The following is a 26,371-nucleotide window of genomic DNA, read 5'->3' as shown; positions in this document are numbered from 1 at the left end:
AAATCCATGAAAATGAGTCGTATTGCATTAGCAATGCTCGTAGCTGCTCCTTTAGCAGCTGCAAACGCAGGCGTAACTGTTACTCCATTAATGCTTGGTTACACTTTCCAAGATTCTCAACACAACAACAGCCGTGGTAACTTAACTGAAAGTCCTGAGCTACAAGATGACTTGTTTGTTGGTGCAGCACTTGGTGTTGAATTAACTCCATGGTTAGGTTTCGAAGCTGAATATAACCAAGTTAAAGGTGATGTAGACGTTGATTTCGGCGAATACAAACAAACTCAAATCAATGGTAACTTCTATGCTACTTCTGATTTGATCACTAAAAACTATGACAGCAAAGTTAAGCCATATGTATTGTTGGGTGCTGGTCACTACAAATACAAATTTGACGAAGCTGCTGCTCGTGGTTTAGCTCCATCTGCACAAGCTCGTGGTACTACTGAAGAAGGTACTTTGGGTAATGCTGGTTTAGGTGCTTTCTGGCGCTTAAACGATGCTTTATCTCTACGTACTGAAGCTCGTGCTACTTACAACATCGATGAAGATTTCTGGAACTACACAGCTTTAGCTGGTCTTAACGTAGTTCTTGGCGGTCACTTGAAACCTGCTGCTCCTGTAGTTGAAGTTGCTCCTGTAACTCCAGTTGCTCCAGTTGCTCCAGCTCCTCAAGAGTTGACTGAAGATCTTAACATGGAACTTCGTGTGTTCTTTGATACAAACAAATCAAACATCAAAGATCAATACAAACCTGAAATTGCTAAAGTAGCTGAAAAATTAGGTGAATACCCTAATGCTACAGCTAACATCGAAGGTCACACAGATAACACTGGTCCACGTGCTCTAAACGAACGTTTATCACTAGCTCGTGCTAACTCTGTTAAATCTTCACTTGTTAACGAATACAACGTTGACCCAGCTCGTTTATCTACTCAAGGTTTCGCGTGGGATCAACCGATCGCTGACAACAACACTAAAGAAGGTCGTGCTATGAACCGTCGCGTATTCGCTACGATTTCTGGTAGCCGTACTGTAGTGGCTCAACCTGGTCAAGCTCAATAATTTGAGTTTAACTTCGGTTAGAAAAAAGCGGCTCTTTTGAGTCGCTTTTTTTATGTCAAAAAATTAAAAAAGAGACTTAAATTTGGCTAAAAGGCACTAACCATAATGCCTTATTAACTTTTGAATAATCGTAGGATGTAAATGGATACATCTATTCAAAGGCAATAAAGCATGTAAAAATTCAAACTATTTGTATATTAATTAATCATTTGTTTGCCTGAGAACTTTAATTTAACATGCACAGTTTGTGTTTTTATTTTTTATAAAATTAATAATAAACAATTATTTACATTTGTCTTATCTACAATTTATAAAAAATGAATATTTATATTTTTCATTAAAAAATATTATCATCGGGATTCATGATGCAGTTAAGAATTATTCTAAATATAATAATGATTCTTATTCAAATAAATTAAGCGTTCAACAATGATCAATTTTGCAAAAACTCATTTAGTCCGTGCGATTTCAATCGCGATCTTAGGGGTGGGCACATCTGCAGTAGTAAATGCAGCAGAGCGAACCGTGCTTGAAACAATTCAAATTGAGGTACCTGCAGAAAAGCAACTTGCAAATGGTAAGTTGAAAGCGCAGACAGAACTTGGTGCTTTGGGAAATAAAAAAATTGTTGATACGCCGTTTAGCGTAACAGCATATAGTGAAAAACTGATTGAAGAACAGCAAGCGTCAACTGTAGCACAAGTTTTAAAAAATGATGCGAGTATTCGTATGACCACCAACCAAGGTCATATAAACGAAAACTTTAATATTCGTGGCTTTGACATCAATCACGATGACATTGCACTCAATGGTATGTACGGTATGGCGCCTTATGGACGCGTACCGACTGAATTTCTAGATTCGGTAACGGTTTTAAAAGGCCCGAATGCCTTGGTTGCAGGTATGTCGCCTGCTGGTGGGGTCGGTGGTGTGGTCATCGCTAAAACTAAGCGTGCAGATAAAGAAAAAACTCAAGTTTCAGCTTCAATGGAAGAAGGTGGTTTTTACCAATCAGGTTTTGATGTTTCGCGACGTTTTGGTGCTGAAAAAGAATTTGGTCTACGTGTGAATGGTGCTTATGGTCAAGGTGAGCACATTATTGAAGGCATGGAAGATAAACATGCATCAGGTGCAATTGCTGCAGACTATACAACGGATAAGTTAAAACTTAATTTTGATGCCTATGCGGTACGTGATGATCGTAATGGTGGTTCACCTGCGATGGTAGGCTTCATTTCATGTGAAGGAATTACTAATCCCAAAAAATGCACTAAGCCTTTAAGATTAATGGACGCTCCTGAGGGGGATACTAATTATTTCTCTAATTTAGAAGGTCACACCAATACACAATTTGCGGGGTTATCAGGAGAATATAAATTTAATGATACGTTGCAATTTAATGCTGGTGTTGGTCAAGTCGAGAAAAAATATCGTGGTCATATCTTTGGTACACGCTTTATTGTAAATGATAGTAATACTGGCGATGCAACTTCTCAATATTACCGTGTAGGTATGAATGAGAAGAACACAACTGCGAATTTTGGAGTAGTTAGTAATTTCAGTACCGCTGCAATAAAACATACTTTGGGTTTACGCGCAGACTATTTGGAACGCAAAACGAGCCAGCATAGCGGGCAAGGTGCAACACCAGTAGAGTATCCGACTAATATTTATGATCCTAGCTCTAATGAAATGATGCCTGAAGGTAAGCCACTTATGGCTTCATTATTGGATAATAAATATATTAGTTATACTCTTACTGATCAGCTTTCCCTGTTAGATGATAAATTGCAGCTGATTGTCGGTGCACGCTATCAGGATATCGATACCAAGAATTTACAAAGAAAGACTGGCTATCAAGATGATAAAATTTCGCCTAGCTTAGGTGTTGTGGTTAAACCTTTTGGTGAGAATCTTTCTATTTATGCAAACTATGTAGAGGGACTTTCTGAAGGGGTAACGGTGAATAACGTTGCAGATGCTAACAATAATGTTACTTTCGCGCCATTTCAAACTAAGCAATATGAATTGGGTGCAAAATATCAAGCAGGTTCTTGGTTGAATACATTTGCCCTTTATCAAATTGAAAAACCATCGACCATGGTATCTTCATATACTGATGGTCAACCCAATAGTACAATCAATCAAATTACCACAGATGATGCAGAAACACGTTCACGTGGCGTGGAATGGGCATTTTCAGGAGAGATTTATACAGGTCTAAATCTGATGGGTAGTTTGGCTTATATCGATGCTGAATATACCAAAGCAGCGGTGAAAAAGCGTGTAACTAATCAAGGTAATTCGGTATATGGTATTCCTGACTTTACCGCAACGCTTGGCTTAGATTATGCAGTACCTTATGTAGATGGATTAAATGTGAATGCGCGTGCAAATTATGTGAGTGAACAATATTTAAATGAAACTAATAGTCTTAAACTACCAGACTATACAATCTTAGATTTAGGTGCGCGTTATAAAACCAATTTGGGTGGTGTAAATACTACATTCTTAGCCAATATTGCTAACGTGACTGATGAGAAATATTGGGAAGGTACATTCAACTCAGGTTATGCCTTAGTGGGTGGTCCACGTACCTATAAAGTCGGCGTGACTTTTGATTTCTAAGTTAGTTTAATTTTTTTAATATAAAAAGCCACCTATTTAAGGTGGCTTTTTTGTTGATGAGTTATTCACGGAATATATTGCTTCACCACACCGTCATCGAGGAGTTGTTGGAAATGCTCAACCACACTGTTTTGAATATTGCGGTACTCAATGCCTAATTCTGTTTTACTTTTTTCAGCATTAAAGTAAATTGGGTAACCCATATTCAGTTCAACAAACTTACGTGGGAAACCTGCAAGAGGGCCAAATGCTTTAAAGGCAAACTTCGGTAAGGTATTGCGTGGAAAAGGAAATTTATTACCAAAATGCGAGCGTAATATTTTCCCCATTTCTAATAAACTTAAAGTACCACCGCTAATGATATAACGACCTGATGCTTTAGGGTTTAATGCTGCTTGTACGTGCGCATCGGCGACATCACGGACATCGACAATTCCATTCCACATTGGTGGAACACCCGCCAAAGTCATACCGTTGGCAAACTGCTGTAAAACCTCAACACTGCCAGACTGAGTCGATGCTGTTAATGAAGGGCCCATCACTAAGGCTGGATTTACACAAACCAAATCCCAGCGTTGTTGTGCTTTTTGCATATCCCATGCTTTGCGCTCAGCCATCACTTTTGAATATGGATAAGGCTGATGAGTTTCTGAACTGGAGGTATTCCAATGCGATTCATCAAATTCATTATGCTCGGTCTGTAGAATATCAATGGCATCACCATAGGTTGATGCGATGCTTGAAGTCACGACAACACGTTGTACAGATTCTGTTATATTGACACTGTTGAGTACATTTTCAGTGCCTAAAATAGCCGGCTCAATAATGTCTTTTATTGCGTCTTTATAGTTGGTCACTACAAAAGGGGATGCCATGTGGATCACAATGTCACAACCTTGCATGGCTGAATCAAATGCACCCTCATCTAATAAATTGGCTTGGAACAGTTTTAAAGTGCCAGTTGTATCAGCTGCAATTTTTTCGAGATGTACAAATCCTGATGTTTTATTCAGATCACGAACTGTGGCATGTACCGTGTGCCCTAATTCAAGTAAGTTTTTAATGACCCAACTGGCAATATAGCCTGTCGCGCCTGTGACGAGTATCTGTCTTGTTGTCTTGCTATTCATATTCTTCAACTTTAATAGACGCATTTTTTTATCATATTGAGAATATTTAGTTTTGTCTTTGATTGATTTGAAAAAATATATGTTGATGATTGGGTTTAATGCGCACTAAATTCAGCAGAGAATGCATGTGAACGCTGCAAAAGTACTTTATATTGATTGTAAAAAGCGCGAAGATGGGGGGAGTGTTGGATAGATGGCTATTCTTATGATTATGGATGCAAAACCTCACAGATTAATGGACAAAGAGTCATATCTAACTTGTGCGCTTTAATTTAAAGCCTAGATCAGAGTTATAGGCTTCTTCATTTCGTATAACAGCCATTATGTTAAATGGGATGTTTCATATTTGGTCGTTAAATAAACGTATAGAAGCGACCTAGAGTAAATTAAATAATTATTATATTAAGATAATGATTTATAAGATATTAGGCTAAAAAATGTTATCTAATCTAAAGAAATATTGTCTGGGATGGGGATTAATCATTTTAGGTGTGCTTGCTTGGAAAAGCTTTTTCTTCGCAGGAACGGGATTTGCATTTTTAATTTGTGCAGCAATGGTTATTGGTGGAATTGTAGTTTTGAATAAAAAAACTGACGAAGATTAGTATTAGATCTAGTATTTGTTAAGACTATCTAAAATTAACATAATACACCTTATATAAAATTAAAAAAATTATTTTATATAAATCATTGTGTTATGTGATAAAAAAAGCCCAATCAACACTGATTGGTTTTTTTTGTTGATTCTTCATGTTTCGCGACTATTATTCAATCAATGTTCTGCGGTTTTGTTTAATGATATAGCAAACAAAAATGTCTAGATAAAATAAGAATAGATATTCTAGTCGTTATTAATTTTGCAGATAGATAAATAAAAGGATTGGGGCGTCATTACGGTCAAATTCACGTACAATATTGACTAATTTGCAGGTATAGATCCTGCCTTATCAGTTGATTCTGTTCTCCCGTTGAATATTGGCATACACATGGCGCAAGTAAAGAAATCTTTTCCGCAGCAAAAATCGGAATTACATGCACGAAATCTGCATCGCAGTCGTTACGATTTTCCTCAGTTAATACAGAGCTGTCCGGAACTTGCACCTTTTGTCAGCCCAAATAAATATAATGATTTATCGGTAGATTTTTCTGATCCACACGCTGTGAAAATGCTCAATAAAGCATTGCTTAAGCATTTTTATGGCATTCAATATTGGGATATTCCCAAAGATTTTCTTTGCCCGCCTATTCCGGGCAGGGCTGACTATATTCACTATTTGGCTGACTTGTTAAGTGCCAACAACAAAGGGCAGATTCCAACAGGACACACCGTTCAAGTCTTAGATATTGGGGTTGGTGCGAACTGTATTTATCCGATTATTGGTCATCGCAGCTATGGCTGGAAATTTGTAGGCTCAGACATACATGCTGCATCGGTTAAAAGTGCTCAATTTATTGTGGAGGCCAATCCGAATCTGCGTAAAGGCATTCAGATTCGATTGCAAAAAAAAGCGAGCAATATTTTTAATGGTGTGATTAAACCTTCAGATCGTTTTGATTTGACCATGTGTAATCCACCATTTCATGCCTCGCAAGATGAAGCCAACGCGACAGCAACGCAAAAATTAAGAAAACTGGGCAAGCCAGTTGATCGGAGCAAGGTGGTATTAAACTTTGGCGGTCAAAAGAACGAACTCTGGTGTGATGGCGGCGAAGAGCGATTTGTCTGCCAAATGGTACAAGAGAGCATCCAGTTTGCTGAACAATGTCTTTGGTTTAGTACGCTGGTTTCCAAGAAAACAACATTGCCAGTGCTTTTAAAGGCCTTAGCGAAGAGCGGTGCAGTGGATGTGAAAACCATTAAAATGACGCAGGGACAAAAAGAAAGCCGTTTTGTCGCTTGGACTTTTTTAGATTTAAGGCAACAGCAAGCGTGGAAGAAAGCACGTTGGACTTCAGCTTAAGTCCGTCTTCTTTGGAGATTTTCGCCTTGTCTTTGACAGCAATGCATAGGGCATCAGTATAAAGTTTCCTATAGCGATAAGCACAGTGTGTTGAATCAATCTGGAGATATTTTTGCTAAACAAGACGTATTGTTAATTGTTACAAAAAACAGCATCCAGCGATTTTTGATTATTTCGTGTTCTAAATGCCTTGAATATTCTGCAAGGGCTTCTTTTATATGTGAAAAATGCGCGGAATTGAACTGCAAATGCGTATGTTTATCATTTAAATTATATAAAAATCATAAGCTTACAAAAATTATATTTTGCATTCATTTTGAAACTTGTCCATAATATTTGAAAAGGGTATGGAGTGAAGAAAATGCGTGGCAATCCAGAAGTCGTAGACTACTTAAATATGCTGATCGGTGGCGAACTGGCTGCTCGTGATCAATACTTAATTCATTCCCGTATGTATGAAGATTGGGGCTTAAGTAAAATCTTTGAACGTATCGATCATGAAAGCCAAGAAGAAGGCTCACATGCAGATGCATTGATTCGTCGCGTATTGTTCCTTGAAGGAACGCCGAATATGAATCGTGATGATATTGAAGTCGGTACAGACGTTGTGACTTGTTTAAAAGCGGATTTGGCGCTTGAATATCATGTTCGTGAGAAACTTGCTCAAGGCGTAAAATTGTGTGAAGAAAAGGGTGACTATGTGACCCGTGATATGCTCCGTCAGCAAATGTCAGATACTGAAGAAGATCATACCTACTGGCTTGAAAAGCAAATGCGTTTGATCGAACTCATTGGCCTACCAAATTATATTCAGTCTCAAATGTAATTTAAAAAATATCCAAAAAACTCAGCAGAAGCTGGGTTTTTTATTGGGCCATGAAAACTATTGTTGTAGTTTTTTAATATCTGTCAGGACCTTCGCCGCGTGTGTCTGTGCATTCACGCTGGTATAGTGATAAACAATAATGCCTTTCGGATCAATGAGAAAGGTTTCACGTTTGGCAACTTTCAAAATCCCTAAGTTTCGTACAATACCTAGCTGTGTCGCCAGCTTGTGCTGTTGGTCGGCAAGAATTGGAAAGGGAAGTTGTAGTGCTTTAGAGAACTTTTGATGTGATGCAACATCATCTAAGCTTGCGCCCAAAACAACCGCCTTACTTTTTAAAAATTGTGGATATAGGGTTTTAAATTGATTGGCTTCTTCTGTACAACCGGGTGAGTTGTCTTTGGGATAAAAGTACAGAACGAGCCATTTCCCTTGATATTGCTTCAGTTCGTGCCATTTTCCGTTTTGATCTTGTAATTTAAAGTTGGGTGCGGGTGTGCCTACCCATTGTTTTTGTTTGTTTTGACTGGTGCTGAGTATTGATGTTTCGGCAACTGTGATTTGGGTGGTTGCTATTAAAGCACATGTCATGAAACAGATTTTTAGCAATGAAGAAACTTTCATAGAGCATCAGTTTATATTGTTCTTTATTCGATCTTAACAAATTTTAAAGCGCTGTAGGCTAGCTGATTTTATATTTATTGAAGTTGATTTCGAATGTCTTTTGGCAAATCGGTTGATGTGCTGAAATGCCACTATCAAACGTGCTCTGAACTTTTATACTATTTGGAATCGTTTAATTTTAGAGTTTGTATTGAATCAACATATTTTACTTATTACTGGCTGGGGCGGCGGTCGTAAATTACTTGCTCCTTTACAGCAGGCATTGATCACCCAAGGTTATCAGGTCGAATTATGGAATATTTTTGATGCCTTAAATCTAGCAGTGCTGGAACAGAAAGTTGAATTGGCGCAGCAATTTGATGTGATTATTGGCTGGTCCCTTGGTGGTCAATTGGCGACGATTTTGGTAGATGAAATTCAAAAAAAATATCAACAACAGAAAGTGCTGATCACATTAGGCTCAAATCCAAGTTTTGTAGCTGATGAACAGTGGCCTGCTGCGATGGATCAAGCGAGTTTTCAAAGCTTCAAACAATCTTTCGAGCAAGATGCAATTTCGACCCTAAAGAAGTTTGGTTATATGGTTTGTCAGGGTACTGATAGCACTAAGCAGGATTTCATCACCTTGCAAAGTTTGATTCAAGCGCAAAATTTAGATGTGCTTCGAGCAGGATTGAACTGTTTGGAGAAGCTCAATAATGTCAGTATCTTGAAAAATTACACTGGTCATCAATACCATTTTTTTGCTAAGCAAGATTATTTGGTTAGTTACAAAGTTGGACGCTTACTGCATAATTTAGCTGTAAAGTTTTTGGAGACTGAATTGGTTTCTGGCTCACATGGCTTTCCCTTGTTTCAATCTGAAGTCATAAGTTGCAAAATCTGCCAATATTTAAAGAAAATAGAACAAATCTCTGAATAGCTGGGCTTTATGGCAATTTATTTTTCATTGGCGTGGGGGTAACATCTTGCCACATTGATGTTTAAGCCTGATACATGGAGTGAGGGATGGCCAATTTAACCGATCTACAATTTGATCAGCAGCATATTTGGCATCCCTATACATCGATGACTCAGCCCCTTCCAACGTTTAAAGTGAAACGTGCGCAAGGGGTAATGATTGAGCTTGAAGATGGTCGTCAATTGATTGATGGTATGTCTTCATGGTGGTGTGCAATTCATGGTTATAACCATCCCGAGCTAAATCAAGCTGTGACCGATCAACTGCAACAGATGTCTCATATCATGTTTGGTGGATTGACACATGATCCCGCGATTCAACTGGCTAAATTACTGTTAAAAATCACCCCGCCCAGTTTAGATAAAATTTTTTATGCAGATTCAGGCTCAGTGGCTGTAGAAGTGGCATTGAAAATGGCGGTGCAATATTGGTCGTCATTGGGTCAAACCCAAAAGACTAACTTTGTGACGCCGCGTTCGGGCTATCACGGTGACACTTGGAATGCCATGTCGGTTTGTGACCCTGTGACTGGGATGCATCAAATTTTTGGCCCAAGTTTGCCCAATCGAATTTTTGTTTCTGCGCCGCAAATTGGCTTTGAGCAAGCGTGGAATCCTGCGGATATTGCTGAACTAGAAAAGACTCTCTCAGAACAGCATGAAAATATTGCGGGATTGATTCTAGAGCCGATTGTGCAAGGTGCAGGAGGCATGCGTTTCTACCACCCTGAATATTTGCGTCAAGCTAAATTACTCTGTGAGAAATATCAGGTCTTATTGATTTTTGATGAGATCGCGACAGGTTTCGGGCGAACAGGAAAACTCTTTGCTTGGGAATGGGCCGCAGTTGAGCCAGATATTATGTGTATTGGCAAAGGACTGACAGGCGGTTATATGACCTTGTCTGCAACCCTGACTACGCAGAAAGTCGCGAATACGATTAGCCAAGGCGAAGCCGGCGTGTTTATGCATGGCCCAACCTTTATGGCAAATCCTTTGGCTTGCGCTGTGGCTGTAAAAAGTACCGAACTGCTACTTTCTCAAGATTGGCAAGCCAATATTCGACGTATCGAAACTCAATTGAAGTTTCATTTACCAACACTTTCATCGCTTGAACATGTCAAAGATGTGCGAATACTTGGTGCTATTGGTGTGGTGGAATTGACCTTTAATGTAGATATGAAAACCCTACAACAGGAGTTTGTCCGTCGTGGTATTTGGATTCGTCCATTCGGTAAGCTGGTTTATGTTATGCCCCCATATATTATTTCAGAGCATGAATTAAAAAATTTGTTAGAACACATGGTTGAGGTGGTGAAAAACATGGTGCAGCCAGCATGAATCTGCTCAACCATTTTTCAGATCAACTTGATCAACTAAAACAGCAAGGCAACTTACGTCAGTTCACTTCAAATCATCAGCATGATCGTTACATTAGTATTCACGATCATACCATGTTGAATTTAGCGTCAAATGACTATTTAGGTTTGGCTTCAAACCTACACCTACGTGAACAATTCTTTGATGAAACCCCGAACGCACAGCGTTGGATGAGTTCATCCTCATCGCGTTTATTGACAGGAAACTTTTCTGAATATGAACAACTTGAATCAACATTAAGTGATGCCTTTCATGGTCGATCTGCACTGTTATTTAACAGCGGCTATCACATGAATATCGGGATTTTACCTGCACTGGCAGACAGTAAAACCTTGATATTGGCGGATAAGTTAATTCATGCCAGTTTGATTGATGGCATCCGATTATCGACTGCGAAATATGTACGTTATCGCCATAATGATTTGGCGCATCTTTCTCAGCTTTTATGCAAATATCATGAAGATGAGGCTTTTGAGCGGATCATTGTGGTGACTGAATCGATTTTCAGTATGGATGGTGATGAAACCGATTTGGCTGAACTGGTACGGATCAAAAAACAATTTTCCAAAGTGATGTTGTATGTCGATGAGGCGCATGCGATCGGTGTGCGCGGTGAGCGTGGTTTAGGCTGTGCTGAGCAATATCGGGTGATGGATGATATTGATCTTTTAGTCGGGACATTTGGTAAAGCACTGGCTTCAATAGGGGGATATCTCATCTGTCATGCGATTATTCGTGACTATTTGATTAACTCGATGCGACCGTTGATTTTTAGTACCGCACAGCCCCCGATCTGTATGGCGTGGACAGATTTTATTTTCAAGAATGTTTTAAATTTAAAAGCAGAGCGTCACCATTTACAGCAAATCAGTCAAAATTTGCAACAAGCTGTGCAAGCCAAAGGTTTTGATTGTCCATCTACATCACATATTGTGCCTGTCATTATTGGCGAGTCGAATAAAACAGTTGCCAAGGCTCAAGCTTTGCAAGCGGCAGGTTTTTATATCATGCCTGTACGTCCACCCACTGTGCCGCAGCATAGTTCGCGCTTACGCATTTCACTCACTGCTCAGATTACACAAACTGATTTGGATCAGTTGACTCAATTGTTGTGAGTGACTTGTGAATAATTTTGAGATTGATAAATCCCAAGTGGCGTTACGCTTTGCTCAGGCAGGGCACAGCTATGCTGAACATGCCGTAGCACAAAAAGAGATTGCTCAACATTTATTTGAGTTGATGCAGCAGTATTGTCCAAAGTTGCAAAATCATCCTGTGGAAACGCTTTTTGAAATTGGATGTGGCTCGGGGAATTTAAGCCATTTAATGCTGGAAAATATGCAAATCAATCGTTTGGTTTTAAATGATCTATATGCAGAAATTCAACAGCATTTTCAGTCAAGTCCGCAGATTCAGTACAGACTTGGAGATATCGAACAACTTGAATTTCCACAGCATATCGACTTGATCGCATCGAGTTCGGCTTTGCAATGGGTAGGGAACTTTGCGGGCATTGTCGAAAAAGCCTTTCAAAGTTTAAATCCAGAGGCATATTTTTGTTTTTCGACCTTTGGACAGCAGAATTTACAGGAAATAAAAGCTTTGACTGGGCAGGGTTTGGACTACCTCGATATCGACATGCTTCAAGCTATATTAAGTCAAAATGGTTTTGAAATTCTGCATCTTTCAGAGCAGACAGCGGCATTATATTTTGATCATCCAAAGCAGGTTTTGCAGCATTTAAAAGCGACAGGTGTGACTGCGACAGCCTCACATTTTCGTTGGACGAAACAATCGCTCTTTGATTTTTATTCAGCATATCAACAGTTTTCTTTGCGTGATGAAACTGGGCAGATGCGTTATACACTGACCTATCATCCGATTTTTTGTATTGCACGGAGAATGCCATGACAGGGCAAGTTTATTTCATTAGTGGGATCGATACAGGCATCGGTAAAACATATACCACAGGCTATTTGGCTAAAATATGGAATGAGCAAGGGGCGCGAACGATCACGCAAAAGTTGATCCAAACAGGCAATGTCGATATTTCTGAGGATATAGAACAACATCGTCAAATTATGGGTACAGGGTTGTTGGTCGAAGATGAAACCAAACTCACGATGCCTGAAATATTTAGTTATCCTGCATCGCCACATCTCGCCACCAAAATCGATGGACGTGACATTGATTTTGCTAAAATCGAATACGCGACAAAACGTTTAACTGAAAAATATGACAACGTTTTACTCGAAGGTGCGGGTGGGTTGATGGTGCCATTAACCACGGATCTTTTAACCATCGACTATGTTGTAGAGAAAAAATATCCCGTTATTTTGGTGACATCAGGTCGTTTGGGCAGCATTAACCATACGATTTTAAGTTTGGAAGCACTAAAAAGTCGTGGCTTGGCACTTTATGCACTGGCTTATAATTTAAATCATGAATCGCAAGATGCATTGATTTCTAAAGATACTGCTGAATATTTAAAAGCATATTTAGCCAAACACTTTCCAGAGGCGTTATGGATTGATGTTCCTGTATTGGCATAATGGGCTAACTCTTTATATTAACAATGATTGGGCGTATTTATGACGGATCATGCGTTTATAGAACTTGCGATTCAACTTGCGAAAGAAAATATTGAGCAAGGTGGTCGGCCATTTGGTGCTGTGATCGTTAAGCATGGCGTTGTGGTGAGTACAGGGGTGAATCAAATATTAATCTCGGGCGATCCGACATCTCATGCCGAGTTAAATGCATTAAGACAAGCCGGACAAAATTTAAATACGACGTCTTTGAAGGACTGTGTCGTTTATGCGAGCGGACAACCGTGTCCAATGTGTTTGGCAGCTCTGCGAATGGTTGGAGTTGAAAAAATTGTATATGCCTATTCAAATGCTGATGCAGAAGCCTATGGCTTATCTACAGCAGAGATTGCCGAAAAATTAAGACATGAACCTCATGAACAGCAAGGGTTGAGTTTTAGTCAGTTAAAGCCAAACTGTGATCATGAGCTATATGAATTTTGGAAGCAGAAAAATACTTAATAAATAATAAGAGTTTCTTTCTGAGTCACTAACTGTATAGATTTCTGTGAAGAATTAAAAAAGCCAACTGAGGTGATCAGTTGGCTTTATTGTTGGGGAGCAATTATTGATTTGCTGAGACCCCAATTTTTTTGACATTCAAACGTTGTGCTGCTGCCATCACCATAGCGACATCTTTATATTCTGTCATTTTGTCAGGTTGCACTTTTATCGTATCTTGATCTGCTTGTTGTGCAACACCAGCAAAAAGTGTTTCTAAAGCTTGTTTATTGGCAACGGGTTGACCATTCCAAAATAATTTACCCTGCGCATCAATCCGTAAAGTGACTGGCTCAGGCGGCTTTTCATTGGTTGGCGGTGGCGTACCGTTTGGCAAATCAATATTGATCGAATTATTTGGAATTGGAATTGTGATAATAAACATAATAAGCAAAACCAACATCACATCGATCAATGGCGTCATGTTGACGTCCAACATAACATCATCGTCTTTATCGGAACCGACATTCATTCCCATACCTTGTCCCTCATCCGATTATGGTGCGGCAACAGGAGTAGTGACAAAAGCAATTTTGCCAATTCCTGCTGCTTGTGTCGCACTAATGACTTCATCAATCGCTTCATATTTTGTCACCTGATCGCCACGGATATGAACTTCAGGTTGCGGACGCTTTTTAGCTTCCGCTTGTAGTCGACTGATCAGCGTATCTTTATCTGCAATGTATTTTTCATTCCAGAAGATATCGCCATTTTTATTGACAGCAATCTGAATATTGATCGGTTTAGTTTCATAAGGCGTGTTCTTTTCCTCAGGCAACTTCACCGGAACTGTATGGATTGCAACAGGTACTGTAATTAAGAAAATAATGAGCAGCACCAACATAATATCAACCAAAGGTGTTGTATTAATGGCTGAAATTACATCATCTTCGTCACCATCTGAATTGACCATCATTCCCATGGCTGATGCCTCTCTTATTTTGTGTCGTTATTATTGTTTTTGATCTCACCGCTTAAAAGTACGGTGTGTAGATCTGAACCAAAGGTCCGAACATTATCTAGAACTGCTTTATTACGACGCGTTAACCAGTTATAGCCAAGAACCGCAGGTACTGCTACAGCCAAACCAATTGCCGTCATAATTAGGGCTTCACCGACTGGGCCTGCAACTTTATCAATAGATGCTTGACCTGAAATACCAATTGCCGTTAAAGCATGGTAAATACCCCAAACTGTACCGAACAAACCCACAAATGGTGCAGTCGAACCGACAGTTGCGAGGAAAGCTAATCCACCACTTAAATGGCTTTGAATTTTATCGATAGCACGCTGGATTGAAATAGTCACCCATGTGTTGAAGTCGATACGTTCCAGCAGATTACCGCCATGTTTTTTAGTTGAATTAATGCCTTTTTCTGCAATAAAGCGGTATGCACTCGATTCGTCTAAGGTTTCTGCTGCGCTATCAATTGAAGCAGCATCCCAAAATTTAGCTTCGGCTTCTTTGCCTTGACGTTTAATTTTAGCTTGTTGAATAAATTTAGTGACCATGATGTACCAAGTTCCAATCGACATCAGGACCAAGATAAAGAGTGTCGATTTAGCAACGATGTCACCTTCACGCCATAGTGCTTCTAAGCCATACGGGTTATAGACTTCTTTGGTTGCTGTAGGCATTGGTGGCGGTGCAGGTGTATTTGTTGTATTCGTAGTTTCTACTTGTGTTGTTGCAGTATTTGCAGATTCTTCAGCAAATGCTGCTTGCAGTGGGAGTAATGTACTTGTTACTAAAACTGTAGCAGATGCAAAAATACGCGCAGATTTCATCATTTTATTCATTTATATTCTCCAAATTTTTGTAGATTCATTAATCAAGTTTAAATTCGTATTCAATATCAAACCAATCTTCAACTGGCTCACCATTTTTGAGTGCAGGCTTAAATGTACATAAGCTGAATGCTTTGCTAGCAGCCTTATCTAGAGATTTAGTACCACTCGATTTTTTGACCTTCACTTGTTTCGCACTGCCGTCAGGCCCAACCAATACAGAGATGCGGACAGTTCCTACTTCTTCTGCCATTGCAGCTTCACGAGGGTAATCTGGTTCTTTACATCCAACGCTTCCCTCAGATGCACCACGTGTTTCCCCAGCTGGTTTTGGAGCAGGGGCAGGTGCTGGAGCTGCTGCAGCTACAGGTGCTGGTGCTGCCACAGGACTAGGAGATGGGGAAGCTGTAGGCGTAGGTGTTGAAACGGCTTTAACTGTTTGAGTTGGTGCAGCTTTTTCAACGACCTTTTGTTCAGGTTGAGGGTCTGGTGTTTTGAGCACTTCCTTAACGAGTTTTGGTAATTCAGGTGGTTTTTCAATTGGTTTCGGTTTTTCTGGCTCAGGTTTTTTATCTTGAATAATGATTAATTCAACAGGTTCTTCTACAGTTTTCTCACCTTTTTTGGACAGGCCAGTAATTAATCCGTAGAGTACAATGAGATGCAGAAGAATGACTGCCCCAATTCCGATCAGGCGTTTGCCGGAATTATTTTCTAATTCGGAAAAGCTTTTGCCCATTACTACTCCTGAAATGTGAGACAAACAATCAATAGTGAAATTGGCACTTGAGATATAAGTGTTTTTTGCATTTTTTATGTTTGACTAATTAATTAAATAAATAGTGCAAGTACGATTCCTATTGGAATCGTACTTGCAAATTTAGCTTTTAGAACTTGTAAGTACCGCGGACATAGAATGTACGACCAGTAGGATCGCTATAACGTGGGTCATAGCCATATTGGAAGTTATCTAAAACGTTCGATGCTGCAGGTTCTTCAGCAAAGATATTTTTGATACCACCAGTGAGCTCTAAGTTTTTAAATCCACTGTAAGTTGTTGCAATGTTATAAAGGGTGTAGTCAGGAACACGATGTTTGTCGAACTGTGCTTTCCCAGTTTGGTTTTGGTCGTCATAACCACGGAAGAACTGTTGTTCAAAAATCATTTTCCAGTTTTCATAACTCCAGTTTAGATTTGCTGTGTGTTTCCAACGTAAAACAGCTGGATCGTCATACACGCCAACTAAGCCTTCCCAAGCACCATCTTTTTCTTCTTGATAGTCATTTTTGATGACATAGGTACCATTAATGCCAAAGCCGAAACGACCTGTCGCGGTTAATGGTGAAAGATAATCTAAGCTAATGTCGATACCTTGAGTTTTAATACCCCCTGTATTCATTAGAATGGTATTGATGTATTCAATACGACCATCGGCACCACGCACGAATAATGAAGCATATTTCTCAGGATCTTCAAAAATTGAAGTTTCACCCACTTGGCCAACTAATTCGTCAATTTCAATGTTGTAATAATCAACAGCTAAAACTAAGTTTTTAATTGGTTCGTAAACAAAGCCGGCTGTAAATGTTTTAGATTCTTCTGGTTGAAGATCTGGGTTACCACCTTGCATACGGTAGAACTGAGTATTACATTCGGTTTGATATTGAGTTGAGGTTGGTTTACCGCCTGGGCAAAGGACAGGGTCGTTATATTTTGCGCCAGTGTAGGTTTTACTTTGTTGCGCATTAATTTCCCAAAGGCTTGGAGCACGGAAACCAGTACTGTAGGTACTACGGAACATAAGTTGCTTCATTGGTTCCCAACGAATACCGACTTTTGGATTGAAAGTGTCGCCAAAATCGCTGTAGTCGTCATAACGTGCTGCAAGTTGAGCTTCAATTGTTTTGGTAATTGGAATTTGAAGCTCAGCAAAAGCGGCAGTAATATCTCGGTCACCTTTACTCAGAGGTTTGTCAGGGTCAATACCACTACCTGGTACAAGGCGTACTAACTCAGAGTTTACTTTTGCTTCCCAATCTTGAGTTGTAAAACTTCCACCAAATGCAAAACCAACATCACCAGCTGGTAAGGTGTAAATCGGGCGGCTCACGGTAAAGTCAAATGTTGTGGAATCAAGTGTTGCTTCGTTTGTTGTACCACTCACATTTAATGAGGTCCAAACGTTAGCATCTGCAGATGGACCAAATGGGTTGATTGTGCCGTCATTTAATCCTTCTTGTAGTTTGTTACGATTTAAGTATCCACTAACAAAGCTATCTGATGCTTCGCCTTTTGCGTAAGTTACGCCACCGTTGATATCCCAACCGTATGCTTCACCTTCAAGTCCAGCAAAAATACGATGAGATTCATTGATAGATTGTGAAACACGGTTGCCCGCTTGAGAGCGTAAGTAAAGTTGTAATGGATCACCACTTAGACCATCAACACCAGGGGTAATACCCTCGCCTGGATAATATTGACTGCTTTTAGGAATCGTGACAGAGCGGCTGTAGACGTCTGGAGCAATAGATGTCGTCACTTTGCTTTTTGCATAGACATATTCACCAATAGCGTTGAAGTTATCGCTAAGTTTGATGGTTGCACGACCAATTGCAGACAAGTCCTCAGTTTCTGGCTGAATACCAATTAAAGCTTGCGTATTAAGGAAGCAGAGTCCGCCATCTTCAGTGACATTGGTTAAATTATTACAATTGGCTGCACCACCATACGGGTTCGCTAATACACCTTCAGGATTTCCGTCAGCATCTAAAGGCCCGCCGTTTGGATCAAGAAAGTTAGCAGGGAAGCCATTTGCTGAACCAGCATCGATACCTAACTCAGGTAGAAGGCCACCACGACGGCTGACTTTACGGTCTTTTGCCATAATTTCTTTGGCTTTACGGTAGTCAATTGCGCCATAAACGTTAAAACCTTGTTCATCTAAGTCGCCATAGCCACCAAAAATCGAAACATCGTATTCTTCGCCGCCTTTATCTTCTGGTTTGAGTAAACCACCGCTAATACCTAAGCCAGTGTATTGTTTTTTTGTAATAAAGTTAATTACACCTGCGATTGCATCTGCACCATAAATTGCAGAGGCACCATCACGTAAAACCTCAATACGTTCAACCATTGCAAGCGGAATAGTATTTAAGTTGGTCTCAGATGTACTAAATGGGCTATAAGCCAAACGACGTCCATTAAGTAAGACGAGGGTTTTATCTGATCCTAAGCCACGTAAGTTCGCTGTTGAGCCTGACGTATTACTTGCACCAACGTTTTGCGCTGTACTGTAGCCCGCTTGGTTCGCACTAATTTTAGTTAAGGCTTCTTCAGTCGTTGTAACCCCTTGTTTAGTTAATTCTTCAACTTTAATCACCGTAATAGGTGAAGAACTTTGAGCAGAAACCCCTTTAATGGATGAACCAGTCACAGTTACTTTGGCTACTTTCGTTGGCTTTACTGTTTCTTCTTCATTTGTTTCTGCTGCATGCGCTAAAGATAAACACAGCATACTTAAACTAAGAGTACTTAATTTTAGTATTGTTTTGCTAAATGGTGTGCCCCCCACAGATTTAGCATTTTTTTTCTCTTTCATAGTAAAAGTATTCCTTTTTGTTGTAGTTAGCGATATTGCTTGATTCTTTTTAAGCAATTCAAGTGCCAAATTTATATTTAAATTTTATTTTCAAATATAAAATACTGATAAATATCTACATTATTGAGTTTAAAGTGGAGAACTTTAAGATGAACGGTAAGTATATTTTTTTTAAAGTTATCCTTTTAATTAGGTTTTATCAGGAATTTAACTTTTGATCAAAATTTTTTTAAAAATATGATTAGGTGCAAATTAAACCTTAAAAAGTGTGAATTAATTCATATTTATGTGTTTGATTTATAAGATTAATCAGTGGAATAAATAAAAAATAAAAACATATAATTCATTGGTTTATATGCTGATGACTTGTCATTTCATCTGAAGGTGATCCATTATGAATCAGGAGTGTATTATATTTGTGCAAAATATGCTTGGATGCGTTCAACAACAAGAGTTGAATTTTTGATAAAAACGAGCTTTACTCGGAAAGTCGCTATTAGTATAAATTTATCTTAAAAAATGAATTTAAAAGGATATTTAATTCAGATAACTTTCAACCAAGGAGTGGTGGCATGAATTTCGCTTTATATTAATTACTGTATTAAGTTCTACGTTTAAAACTTAATTTAAACTGGTTCATTTTATTTTAGTAAAGGTGGCTTTATTTAAAGTCTGCTTGCGGCTTTGTATTATTAAAAAATCATCAGAAAGGAAAAGGTTTGGAAACTAGAAAATTTAAAATAGCGCTCCTTGCATTATTAATTTCAACAGGGATGATGGCCGAGGTTCAAGCTTCTGCACAATCGAATAAAGTTTTAAATATTGCATTTGAAGCACCGGATGATGGTTTTGATATGGTCAAAACCTATAATTATTATAGTGGCAATATTGCGGAAGCCATTTTTGAACCCTTATTGAAATATGACTATCTAGCACGTCCTGTTGTTCTTGTTCCAAATACTATTGAAGCGATGCCAAAGATTGAACAAGAAGGAAAAGTCTATACCTTCAAAATCAAACGAGGCATCCATTTTTCAGATGATCCAGCCTTTAAGGGAAAAAAACGCGAGCTAGTTGCGCAAGATTACATTTACGCGATTCAACGAATTTTAGATCCAGCTAACCGTTCTCCGACCTATTCATTTATTGATGGCAAAATCTTAGGCGGGGATGCGGTCGTTGCGGATGCAAAGAAGTCAGGAAAATTTAATTACAATGCGGCTATTGCCGGCCTAAAAGCGATAGATCCTTATACTTTGCAAATTACTTTGACGCGCCCTGACTATAATTTTCAATATATTTTGGCCTATGTTACGTTTGGTGCAATTTCAAAAGAAGTTGTTGAATTTTATGGCAATAAAATTGCACAGCATCCTGTGGGAACAGGACCGTATCAGCTCAGTAAATATGTTCCACGTAGCAAGATAGAATTGGTTGCAAATCCGAATTATCGTGGTTTTGTCTGGAATTTTAAATCGACAGGCACCGCTTGGGACAATCAGTTAGTCAAAGAAATGAACGGGAAGAAAATGCCACAAATCGGCAAGGTTTCCGTCAGTATTATTGAAGAAGAACAGTCACGGTGGTTAGCATTTAAAACAGGGCAGCTAAATTTTGATAAATTGACCTCAAATGCTGTCCCACAAGCCTTAGATTCTCAAAATAAACTTAAGCCTGATATGCAAAAGCTCGGCATTAAGCATTATCCAAATAAAGACGCTGAAATCACCTACAGCATGTTCAATATGCAAGACCCGCTTGTCGGTGGTCAAAGCCTTGAAAAGATCGCTTTACGCCGTGCCATCAGCATGTCATACAATCAAGCTGAATCGATTAAACAGTTATATCAAGGGCAGGCCGTAAAGGCTGAAATGTTTTTACCAGAAGGCGTGAGTGGCTTTAATCCAAAATATCGCAGTAGTTTGGGATATAACCCATTGCTGGCCAATAAATTACTGGATCGATTTGGGTATAAGAAAGGTGCTGATGGTTATCGAGCCTTGCCCGATGGTAAAGCGTTGATCTTAAAAATAAATACTGAAAATAGCTCTAAATCGGTGATTCAATCTGAGTTGTGGAAAAAAAATCTCGATGCCATTGGGATACGGGTACAGTTTAAGGTCAGTAACTTTGCTGACAATTTAAAAGAAGCAATGCAATGTAAATATATGATGTGGTCTGGAGCGTGGATTGCAGATTATCCTGAAGGGGAGAACTTTGCTCAATTACTATATGGGCCAAATTCAGGACAAGGGAATTTAAGTTGTTATCAATCTAAAGCTTATGACGCATTATATAAGCAAGCTATTGTGTTGAAACCTAAAGATCGTGAACCTTTTTATGAAAAAATGAACCGTCAAATTGAAGCGGATAACCCTTGGATTATCCATTCTACACGGATTCGTAATTGGTTAATTCACCCTGAAATTCAGGGGTATAAAACACATCCAATGATGAACACCAGTTGGCAATATCTCGATATTCAGCCTAGTAAAAAATAATTGAGTCAGGATTACAATGAAGCGAAATTCGAATTTTACGCTAACCAAATTTGCTACAGCGTGTTTGATGGGGGGAGTGTTGTTCAATGCGATGCCGACATTAGCATCGGCAAAGAATCCAGCAGATCCAAATAAAGTTTTACGTCATATTTTCCCTGTCGCAGAAACAGGTTTTGACCCAGTTGGCGTACATGATCTGTATTCTGCACATGTGAATACCTCAATCTTTGAAACCTTATATACCTATGATTATTTAGCATCTCCGGCAAAGTTGGTTCCTAAAACGGCTGCTGCGATGCCAGAAATCAGTGCTGATGGTTTGACTTATACCATTCGCCTGCAAAAAGGCATTTTTTTTGCTGATGATCCTGTATTTAAAGGCAAAAAAAGAGAATTAACCTCGGCTGATTATGCATATACCTTTAGACGTTTAGTCGATCCACAACTTCGTTCACCAAACAGTTGGCTACTTGATGGTCGTATTTTAGGGATGGAGAAGGTTCTAGAAAAGGCGAAAAAAACAGGTAAGTTTGATTATGATGCGCCCATTGAAGGCATACAAACCCCTGATCGGTATACCCTTGTCATTCGTTTAAATTCTCCAGATCAAAACTTTCCAATGTTATTGGCTCATCAACCTGCATCGGCCATGGCACGTGAAGTGGTCGAAAAATATCGAGACAAAGCGGGTTTTGTGATGGGTAAACCTGTGGGCACAGGGCCATATATTTTGACACGCTGGACACCTGGTTCACGAATTATTTTAAAGGCCAATCCCAACTATCGTGGTTTTGTCTGGGACTTCAAGGCATCAGATGCCAAAGATGAAAAGATTGTAAAAGCCATGCAAGGCAAAAAAATGCCGCAAATTGGCGTGATTGATATTCAGGTGATGGAAGAATCACAATCACGTTGGTTGACCTTTGCAAAAAATGAAGCGGATTTGTTGGTGCTCGATGGAGATTTGTCGGTACAAGCCTTAAAAGATGGAGAGTTAAAGCCTGAGTTGGCTAAAAAAGGCATCCAAATGTCGCGGATTTCTGACCCCTCTATCGACTATCACTATTGGAATATGCAAAACCCTGTGGTTGGAGGTTTTAGTAAAGAAAAAATTGCATTACGTCGTGCAATGGCGATGGCTTATTCAGCAGATAATCAAATCAAAATTTTGATGAATGGTGATGCACAAAAATTACAAAGCCCAATTCCACTCGGCGTTGTCGGCTATGACCCGAATTATAAGTCGAGTATTCCATACTCAGTTAAAGCGGCAAATTTATTGCTCGATCGTTATAACTATAAAGTCGGCGCAGATGGCTGGCGTACTCAACCGAATGGTAAACCACTTACGATTGAAATGACGATATCGGGCAATAGTAGCCGTAGTCAGCAGTTGGGCGAATTTTGGAAGAAAACTTTAGATAGCATCAAAATTAAAATGACAACAAAGTCGATGCCATTTGCAGAAGCTTTAAAAGCCGAAAAACAGTGTAAAACCATGTTTAAAGCATCTGCATGGATCGCAGACTATCCAGATGCAGACAATTTTATGCAATTGTTCTATGGCAAAAATATCAATGTCACCAACAACGGCTGTTCAAAAATTCCTGAATACGACCGTTTATATGAACAGACGCAGCGTATGAAACCGGGACCGGAGCGTGATGCAATCTATCGGAAAATGTCACGCATATTAGAAGTGTACATGCCTGTCCAAATTAATTATGCACGTTACCGTAGTGTGTTGTCGCAACCACGCGTGATTGGTTATAAAAAGCATCCAATTTTGGCAACAGAATGGATGTACATCGATATTGACCCGAAAAAATAAAATGGAACAAAACTGGAGAAATTATGAAAAATAAAGCTTTGAAACTCACCACCCTCAGTATGTTGATGATCGGCGCTAGCCAATTCGTTCAAGCCGAAGATTCAATACGGAGTACTTTGCCAAAGTTCCAAGCCAAAGAAATACCTGCGCTGTGTGATGCCAAAATTCAGCAAGTGAAAACAGATTTGGCGGCATTTGAGCAAAAAAAGATAAAAAATAATGCAAAAGCAGCACCTGTTTTGGCGGAGTGGGATCAAATTTTTGCCAAATTTGAAGATTTTTATGGACCAATCGGACTGTATAGTAACGTCGATCCTGATGAGGCTTTACGTAAGGCCGCGGAAGATTGTGAAATTAAAATTATGGAGTTTCAAACTTCGGTTTATCAAAATCCAAAACTTTATGAGCAAATTAAAAAACTCAAAACCAATGACGAAATTGATAAAAAAATGCGTCAAGACATCTTGGATGGTTTTGAAAATACAGGGGTGCAATTTACACCTGAAAAACGTGCTCGTTTGAAAGCTATCTTTGATGAATTAGCAAAAATTGAACAAGAATATGCGCGTAATGTACGAGATAATAAAGAAAAACTGGAGTTTACACCGGCGGAGTTGAAAGGCTTGCCAGATAACTATATTTCGGGCTTAAAGAAAAATGAAAAGGGCAATTATTTGCTCGGTTTTGAATACCCAGAATACCGTCCATTTATGGAACTAGCAGAAAGCGATGATGCGCGTAAGCGTTACCAAACTGCATTCACGCGTCGTGGTACTGAGAAAAACTTAGTATTGTTAAAGCAAGCAATGGATTTACGTTATGAAATTGCGCAGCTCTTTGGCAAAAAAAGCTATGCCGAATGGGTGTTGCAACACCGTATGGCAAAAGACCCTGAAACAGTGAATAAGTTCTTAGCCGATGTTCATCAAACGGTGGCACCTTTAGAGAAAAAAGAAGTTGAGACTTTACGTGAATTCAAAGCGAAAAGCCTGAAAATTCCACTCGAAAAAGCTGAAATCAATCGCTGGAGTGAGAGTTATTGGAGTGAAAAACTTCGCAAAGAAAAGTATCAAATCGATCAAGAAAAATTGCGTGACTATTTCCCAACCCAAGCATCTCAAGAATGGATTTTTGCCATTTCATCTGACCTTTATGGCATTGAATTTAAGCCTGCGAAAGTCGATGTTTGGCAGTCAGAAGTTGAATATTACGATGTAAAAGATAAAAAGACTGGTGAACTGCTTGGTGGTTTATATATCGATAAATACCCACGTGAAGGGAAGTATGGTCATGCGGCTGTTTGGGGCGTAAAAGGTGGTAGTACCTTGACTAAGCGTAAACCGATTTCTGCTTTGGTGACTAATTTTAACCGTAAAGGTCTAAATAGTGATGAACTTGAAACCTTTGTTCATGAGTTTGGTCATGCTTTACACGGTATTTTGTCCAATACACGCTATGCATCCCAATCGGGGACTTCAGTAGAGCGCGACTTTGTAGAAGCACCTTCACAAATGTATGAAGAATGGGCGCGTCGTAAAGAAACTTTATCTACACTCGCAAATTACTGTAATCCAGCGTGTCCACCTGTAGATGACGCACTGATTAATAAATTAAAAGCGGTTCATAGCTATGGACGTGGTTTGCATTATGCACGTCAAGCCTTGTATGCAAAATATGATATGGCACTTCACTCATCAGATGCTTTGAGTGTTAAACCCTTAGATGTCTGGAAGAAAATGGAAGGCGAGACAGCTTTAGGCTATGTCCCAAGCACTGAATTCCCAGGACAATTCAACCACATCATGGGCGGTTACCAAGTTGGCTATTATGGTTATATGTGGTCTGAAGTGATGGCACTCGATATGTTGTCTGCTTTCGGAGATAACCTAAATAACCCTGAAGTGGGACAACGCTACCGTAAAACGATCTTGTCGCAAGGTGGTCAATTTGAAGCCGAAAAACTGGTGCATGATTTCTTAGGTCGTAAACCTGATAACAAAGCTTTCTTTGATGAAATTACAGGGCAACGAGTGAAGTAAGGACAACTTTATGCTGGCATATATCATACGGCGTATATGGCAGATGATCCCAACGATGTTGGGGGTTGTTCTGCTCATATTCTTCTTATTTAACTGGGTAGGTGGAGACCCTGCATATATTCTAGCAGGCAAAATGTCGAACCCAGAGCAAATTGAAAACATCCGTCAACAGTTGGGGGTTGATCAACCCTACTATGTCCAATTGTGGATTTTCATTAAGCAGATTTTAACTTTTGATTATGGAATGAGTTGGAGTACAGGTGAGTCGGTGTCAGATATTATTTTGACCCGTCTAGGACCATCACTGACGATTTTAATTCCTTTAACCATTTTGCAAACGATCATTTCAATTGGTTTGGCACTTGCTGTGGCTTCAGTTCGTGGCACATTAACCGATCGTATGATTATGATGCTATGTACGATTGGTATGTCGATTAGTATTTTAGTTTACATTATTGTTTTCCAATACGTTTTTGCATATCAGTTAAGCTGGTTTCCGGTTCAAGGCTGGAGTGATCACTTTAGCGAAAACTTATTTAAATACGGTTTACTGCCTATCTTAATTATGTTGGTGGTAAGTATTGCGCCAACTTTGCGCTTATACCGCAGTTTTGTATTGGATGAAGTCAATCAAGACTATGTTCGAACTGCGCGTGCAAAAGGTGTGGGTGAAAGCCGTATTTTAGGTGTACATGTACTGCGTAACGCCTCAATTCCAATTATTACCGATGTCATGTCGAGTCTACCGGCACTGCTGATAGGCGCTTTCCTGATTGAACGATTCTTTGGTATTCCGGGTATTGGTCGTGAAGTCATTATTGCTGTTGAGCGCAGTGACTTCCCTGTCATTAAGGCGATTACAGTCTACGTTGCAGCGGCTACAATGATTTTTAACTTAATCGCGGATTTGATTTATAAACTTGTCGATCCACGCGTTCAGTTGAAGTAGG

General features: G+C 39.4%; 22 protein-coding genes. 15 read left to right on the top strand and 7 right to left on the bottom strand.

Annotated elements, in window-relative coordinates; genetic code table 11:
• Positions 1–6: 6 nt before the first annotated feature.
• The gene (gene omp38 / locus FTV27_RS05700) at positions 7–1,065 is read left to right on the top strand and encodes an outer membrane protein Omp38 (RefSeq protein ID WP_180077451.1); all 1,059 of its coding nucleotides are present in this window, start codon (positions 7–9) and stop codon (positions 1,063–1,065) included.
• A gap of 429 nt (positions 1,066–1,494) precedes the next feature.
• On the top strand, positions 1,495–3,693 hold the full coding sequence (locus FTV27_RS05695) for a TonB-dependent siderophore receptor (protein ID WP_180077449.1): 2,199 nt from the start codon (positions 1,495–1,497) through the stop codon (positions 3,691–3,693).
• Positions 3,694–3,758: 65 nt separating this feature from the next.
• Here FTV27_RS05695 and FTV27_RS05690 read toward each other — a convergent pair whose 3' ends face one another.
• A complete protein-coding gene (locus tag FTV27_RS05690; protein WP_257229973.1) occupies positions 3,759–4,823 on the bottom strand; it encodes an aldehyde reductase in 1,065 nt (354 codons plus the stop codon).
• A 437-nt stretch (positions 4,824–5,260) separates the two neighbouring features.
• On the opposite strand from FTV27_RS05690, the gene FTV27_RS05685 reads away from it, so the two are divergent.
• The 3 genes from FTV27_RS05685 (at position 5,261) to bfr (ending at position 7,610) form a co-directional block, all read left to right on the top strand.
• Entirely contained in the window at positions 5,261–5,428 is a 168-nt protein-coding gene (locus tag FTV27_RS05685; RefSeq protein WP_180035875.1) for a hypothetical protein, read from the top strand.
• Positions 5,429–5,809: 381 nt separating this feature from the next.
• Positions 5,810–6,784 carry a 23S rRNA (adenine(1618)-N(6))-methyltransferase RlmF gene (gene rlmF, locus FTV27_RS05680; RefSeq protein WP_180077446.1) on the top strand — a complete coding sequence of 325 codons (975 nt, stop codon included), beginning with the start codon at positions 5,810–5,812 and terminating at the stop codon, positions 6,782–6,784.
• 361 nt (positions 6,785–7,145) lie between these two features.
• Positions 7,146–7,610, top strand: coding sequence for a bacterioferritin (gene bfr / locus FTV27_RS05675; protein ID WP_067762676.1), 465 nt, complete (start codon positions 7,146–7,148; stop codon positions 7,608–7,610).
• Positions 7,611–7,667: 57 nt separating this feature from the next.
• Here the strand turns inward: bfr and FTV27_RS05670 are convergent, their stop codons facing one another.
• Complete coding sequence (locus FTV27_RS05670) at positions 7,668–8,234, bottom strand: peroxiredoxin (protein ID WP_180077444.1); 567 nt, start codon at positions 8,232–8,234, stop codon at positions 7,668–7,670.
• Positions 8,235–8,424: 190 nt separating this feature from the next.
• Here FTV27_RS05670 and FTV27_RS05665 point away from each other — a divergent pair, with 190 nt between their 5' ends.
• The 6 genes from FTV27_RS05665 to FTV27_RS05640 all read left to right on the top strand — a co-directional run bounded on the left by FTV27_RS05665 (position 8,425) and on the right by FTV27_RS05640 (position 13,624).
• Positions 8,425–9,156, top strand: a complete 732-nt coding sequence (locus tag FTV27_RS05665) for a YqiA/YcfP family alpha/beta fold hydrolase (RefSeq protein WP_180077442.1) — start codon at positions 8,425–8,427, stop codon at positions 9,154–9,156.
• A gap of 86 nt (positions 9,157–9,242) precedes the next feature.
• Positions 9,243–10,535: an adenosylmethionine--8-amino-7-oxononanoate transaminase gene (gene bioA / locus FTV27_RS05660; protein ID WP_180077440.1), complete on the top strand. Its 1,293-nt coding sequence runs from the start codon at positions 9,243–9,245 to the stop codon at positions 10,533–10,535.
• A complete protein-coding gene (locus tag FTV27_RS05655) occupies positions 10,532–11,689 on the top strand; it encodes an 8-amino-7-oxononanoate synthase (protein ID WP_180077438.1) in 1,158 nt (385 codons plus the stop codon). Before bioA ends, FTV27_RS05655 begins: the two co-directional genes overlap by 4 nt.
• A gap of 7 nt (positions 11,690–11,696) precedes the next feature.
• Positions 11,697–12,485, top strand: a complete 789-nt coding sequence (gene bioC, locus FTV27_RS05650; RefSeq protein WP_180077436.1) for a malonyl-ACP O-methyltransferase BioC — start codon at positions 11,697–11,699, stop codon at positions 12,483–12,485.
• A complete protein-coding gene (gene bioD / locus FTV27_RS05645) occupies positions 12,482–13,126 on the top strand; it encodes a dethiobiotin synthase (RefSeq protein ID WP_180077434.1) in 645 nt (214 codons plus the stop codon). Before bioC ends, bioD begins: the two co-directional genes overlap by 4 nt.
• A 39-nt stretch (positions 13,127–13,165) precedes the next feature.
• On the top strand, positions 13,166–13,624 hold the full coding sequence (locus FTV27_RS05640; protein WP_180077432.1) for a nucleoside deaminase: 459 nt from the start codon (positions 13,166–13,168) through the stop codon (positions 13,622–13,624).
• A gap of 103 nt (positions 13,625–13,727) precedes the next feature.
• Here FTV27_RS05640 and FTV27_RS05635 read toward each other — a convergent pair whose 3' ends face one another.
• The 5 genes from FTV27_RS05635 to FTV27_RS05615 form a co-directional block, all read right to left on the bottom strand.
• The gene (locus tag FTV27_RS05635; protein ID WP_078190075.1) at positions 13,728–14,141 is read right to left on the bottom strand and encodes a biopolymer transporter ExbD; all 414 of its coding nucleotides are present in this window, start codon (positions 14,139–14,141) and stop codon (positions 13,728–13,730) included.
• Between the two features lie 18 nt (positions 14,142–14,159).
• Positions 14,160–14,585 carry a biopolymer transporter ExbD gene (locus FTV27_RS05630; RefSeq protein ID WP_078190074.1) on the bottom strand — a complete coding sequence of 142 codons (426 nt, stop codon included), beginning with the start codon at positions 14,583–14,585 and terminating at the stop codon, positions 14,160–14,162.
• 14 nt (positions 14,586–14,599) lie between these two features.
• The gene (locus FTV27_RS05625; RefSeq protein ID WP_078194237.1) at positions 14,600–15,463 is read right to left on the bottom strand and encodes a MotA/TolQ/ExbB proton channel family protein; all 864 of its coding nucleotides are present in this window, start codon (positions 15,461–15,463) and stop codon (positions 14,600–14,602) included.
• A gap of 28 nt (positions 15,464–15,491) precedes the next feature.
• Complete coding sequence (locus FTV27_RS05620; protein WP_180055273.1) at positions 15,492–16,190, bottom strand: energy transducer TonB; 699 nt, start codon at positions 16,188–16,190, stop codon at positions 15,492–15,494.
• Positions 16,191–16,338: 148 nt separating this feature from the next.
• Complete coding sequence (locus FTV27_RS05615) at positions 16,339–19,050, bottom strand: TonB-dependent receptor (RefSeq protein ID WP_078194235.1); 2,712 nt, start codon at positions 19,048–19,050, stop codon at positions 16,339–16,341.
• Between the two features lie 773 nt (positions 19,051–19,823).
• Between FTV27_RS05615 and FTV27_RS05610 the strand changes: the two genes are divergently transcribed.
• The 4 genes from FTV27_RS05610 (at position 19,824) to FTV27_RS05595 (ending at position 26,370) form a co-directional block, all read left to right on the top strand.
• Complete coding sequence (locus FTV27_RS05610; protein ID WP_180077494.1) at positions 19,824–21,551, top strand: ABC transporter substrate-binding protein; 1,728 nt, start codon at positions 19,824–19,826, stop codon at positions 21,549–21,551.
• Between the two features lie 67 nt (positions 21,552–21,618).
• Complete coding sequence (locus tag FTV27_RS05605) at positions 21,619–23,382, top strand: ABC transporter substrate-binding protein (protein ID WP_373687146.1); 1,764 nt, start codon at positions 21,619–21,621, stop codon at positions 23,380–23,382.
• A 23-nt stretch (positions 23,383–23,405) separates the two neighbouring features.
• Positions 23,406–25,421 carry a M3 family metallopeptidase gene (locus FTV27_RS05600; RefSeq protein WP_180077428.1) on the top strand — a complete coding sequence of 672 codons (2,016 nt, stop codon included), beginning with the start codon at positions 23,406–23,408 and terminating at the stop codon, positions 25,419–25,421.
• Between the two features lie 10 nt (positions 25,422–25,431).
• Positions 25,432–26,370 (top strand): ABC transporter permease, encoded by a 939-nt coding sequence (locus FTV27_RS05595; protein WP_078190067.1) that lies wholly within the window; start codon positions 25,432–25,434, stop codon positions 26,368–26,370.
• Position 26,371: the final 1 nt, after the last annotated feature.

This window comes from Acinetobacter sp. YH12251 (assembly GCF_013417465.1).
GTDB classification, from domain to species: Bacteria; Pseudomonadota; Gammaproteobacteria; order Pseudomonadales; family Moraxellaceae; genus Acinetobacter; species Acinetobacter amyesii.
The sequence above is the reverse complement of the archived record's forward strand: the minus strand, read 5'-3'. Positions and strand labels throughout refer to the sequence as shown.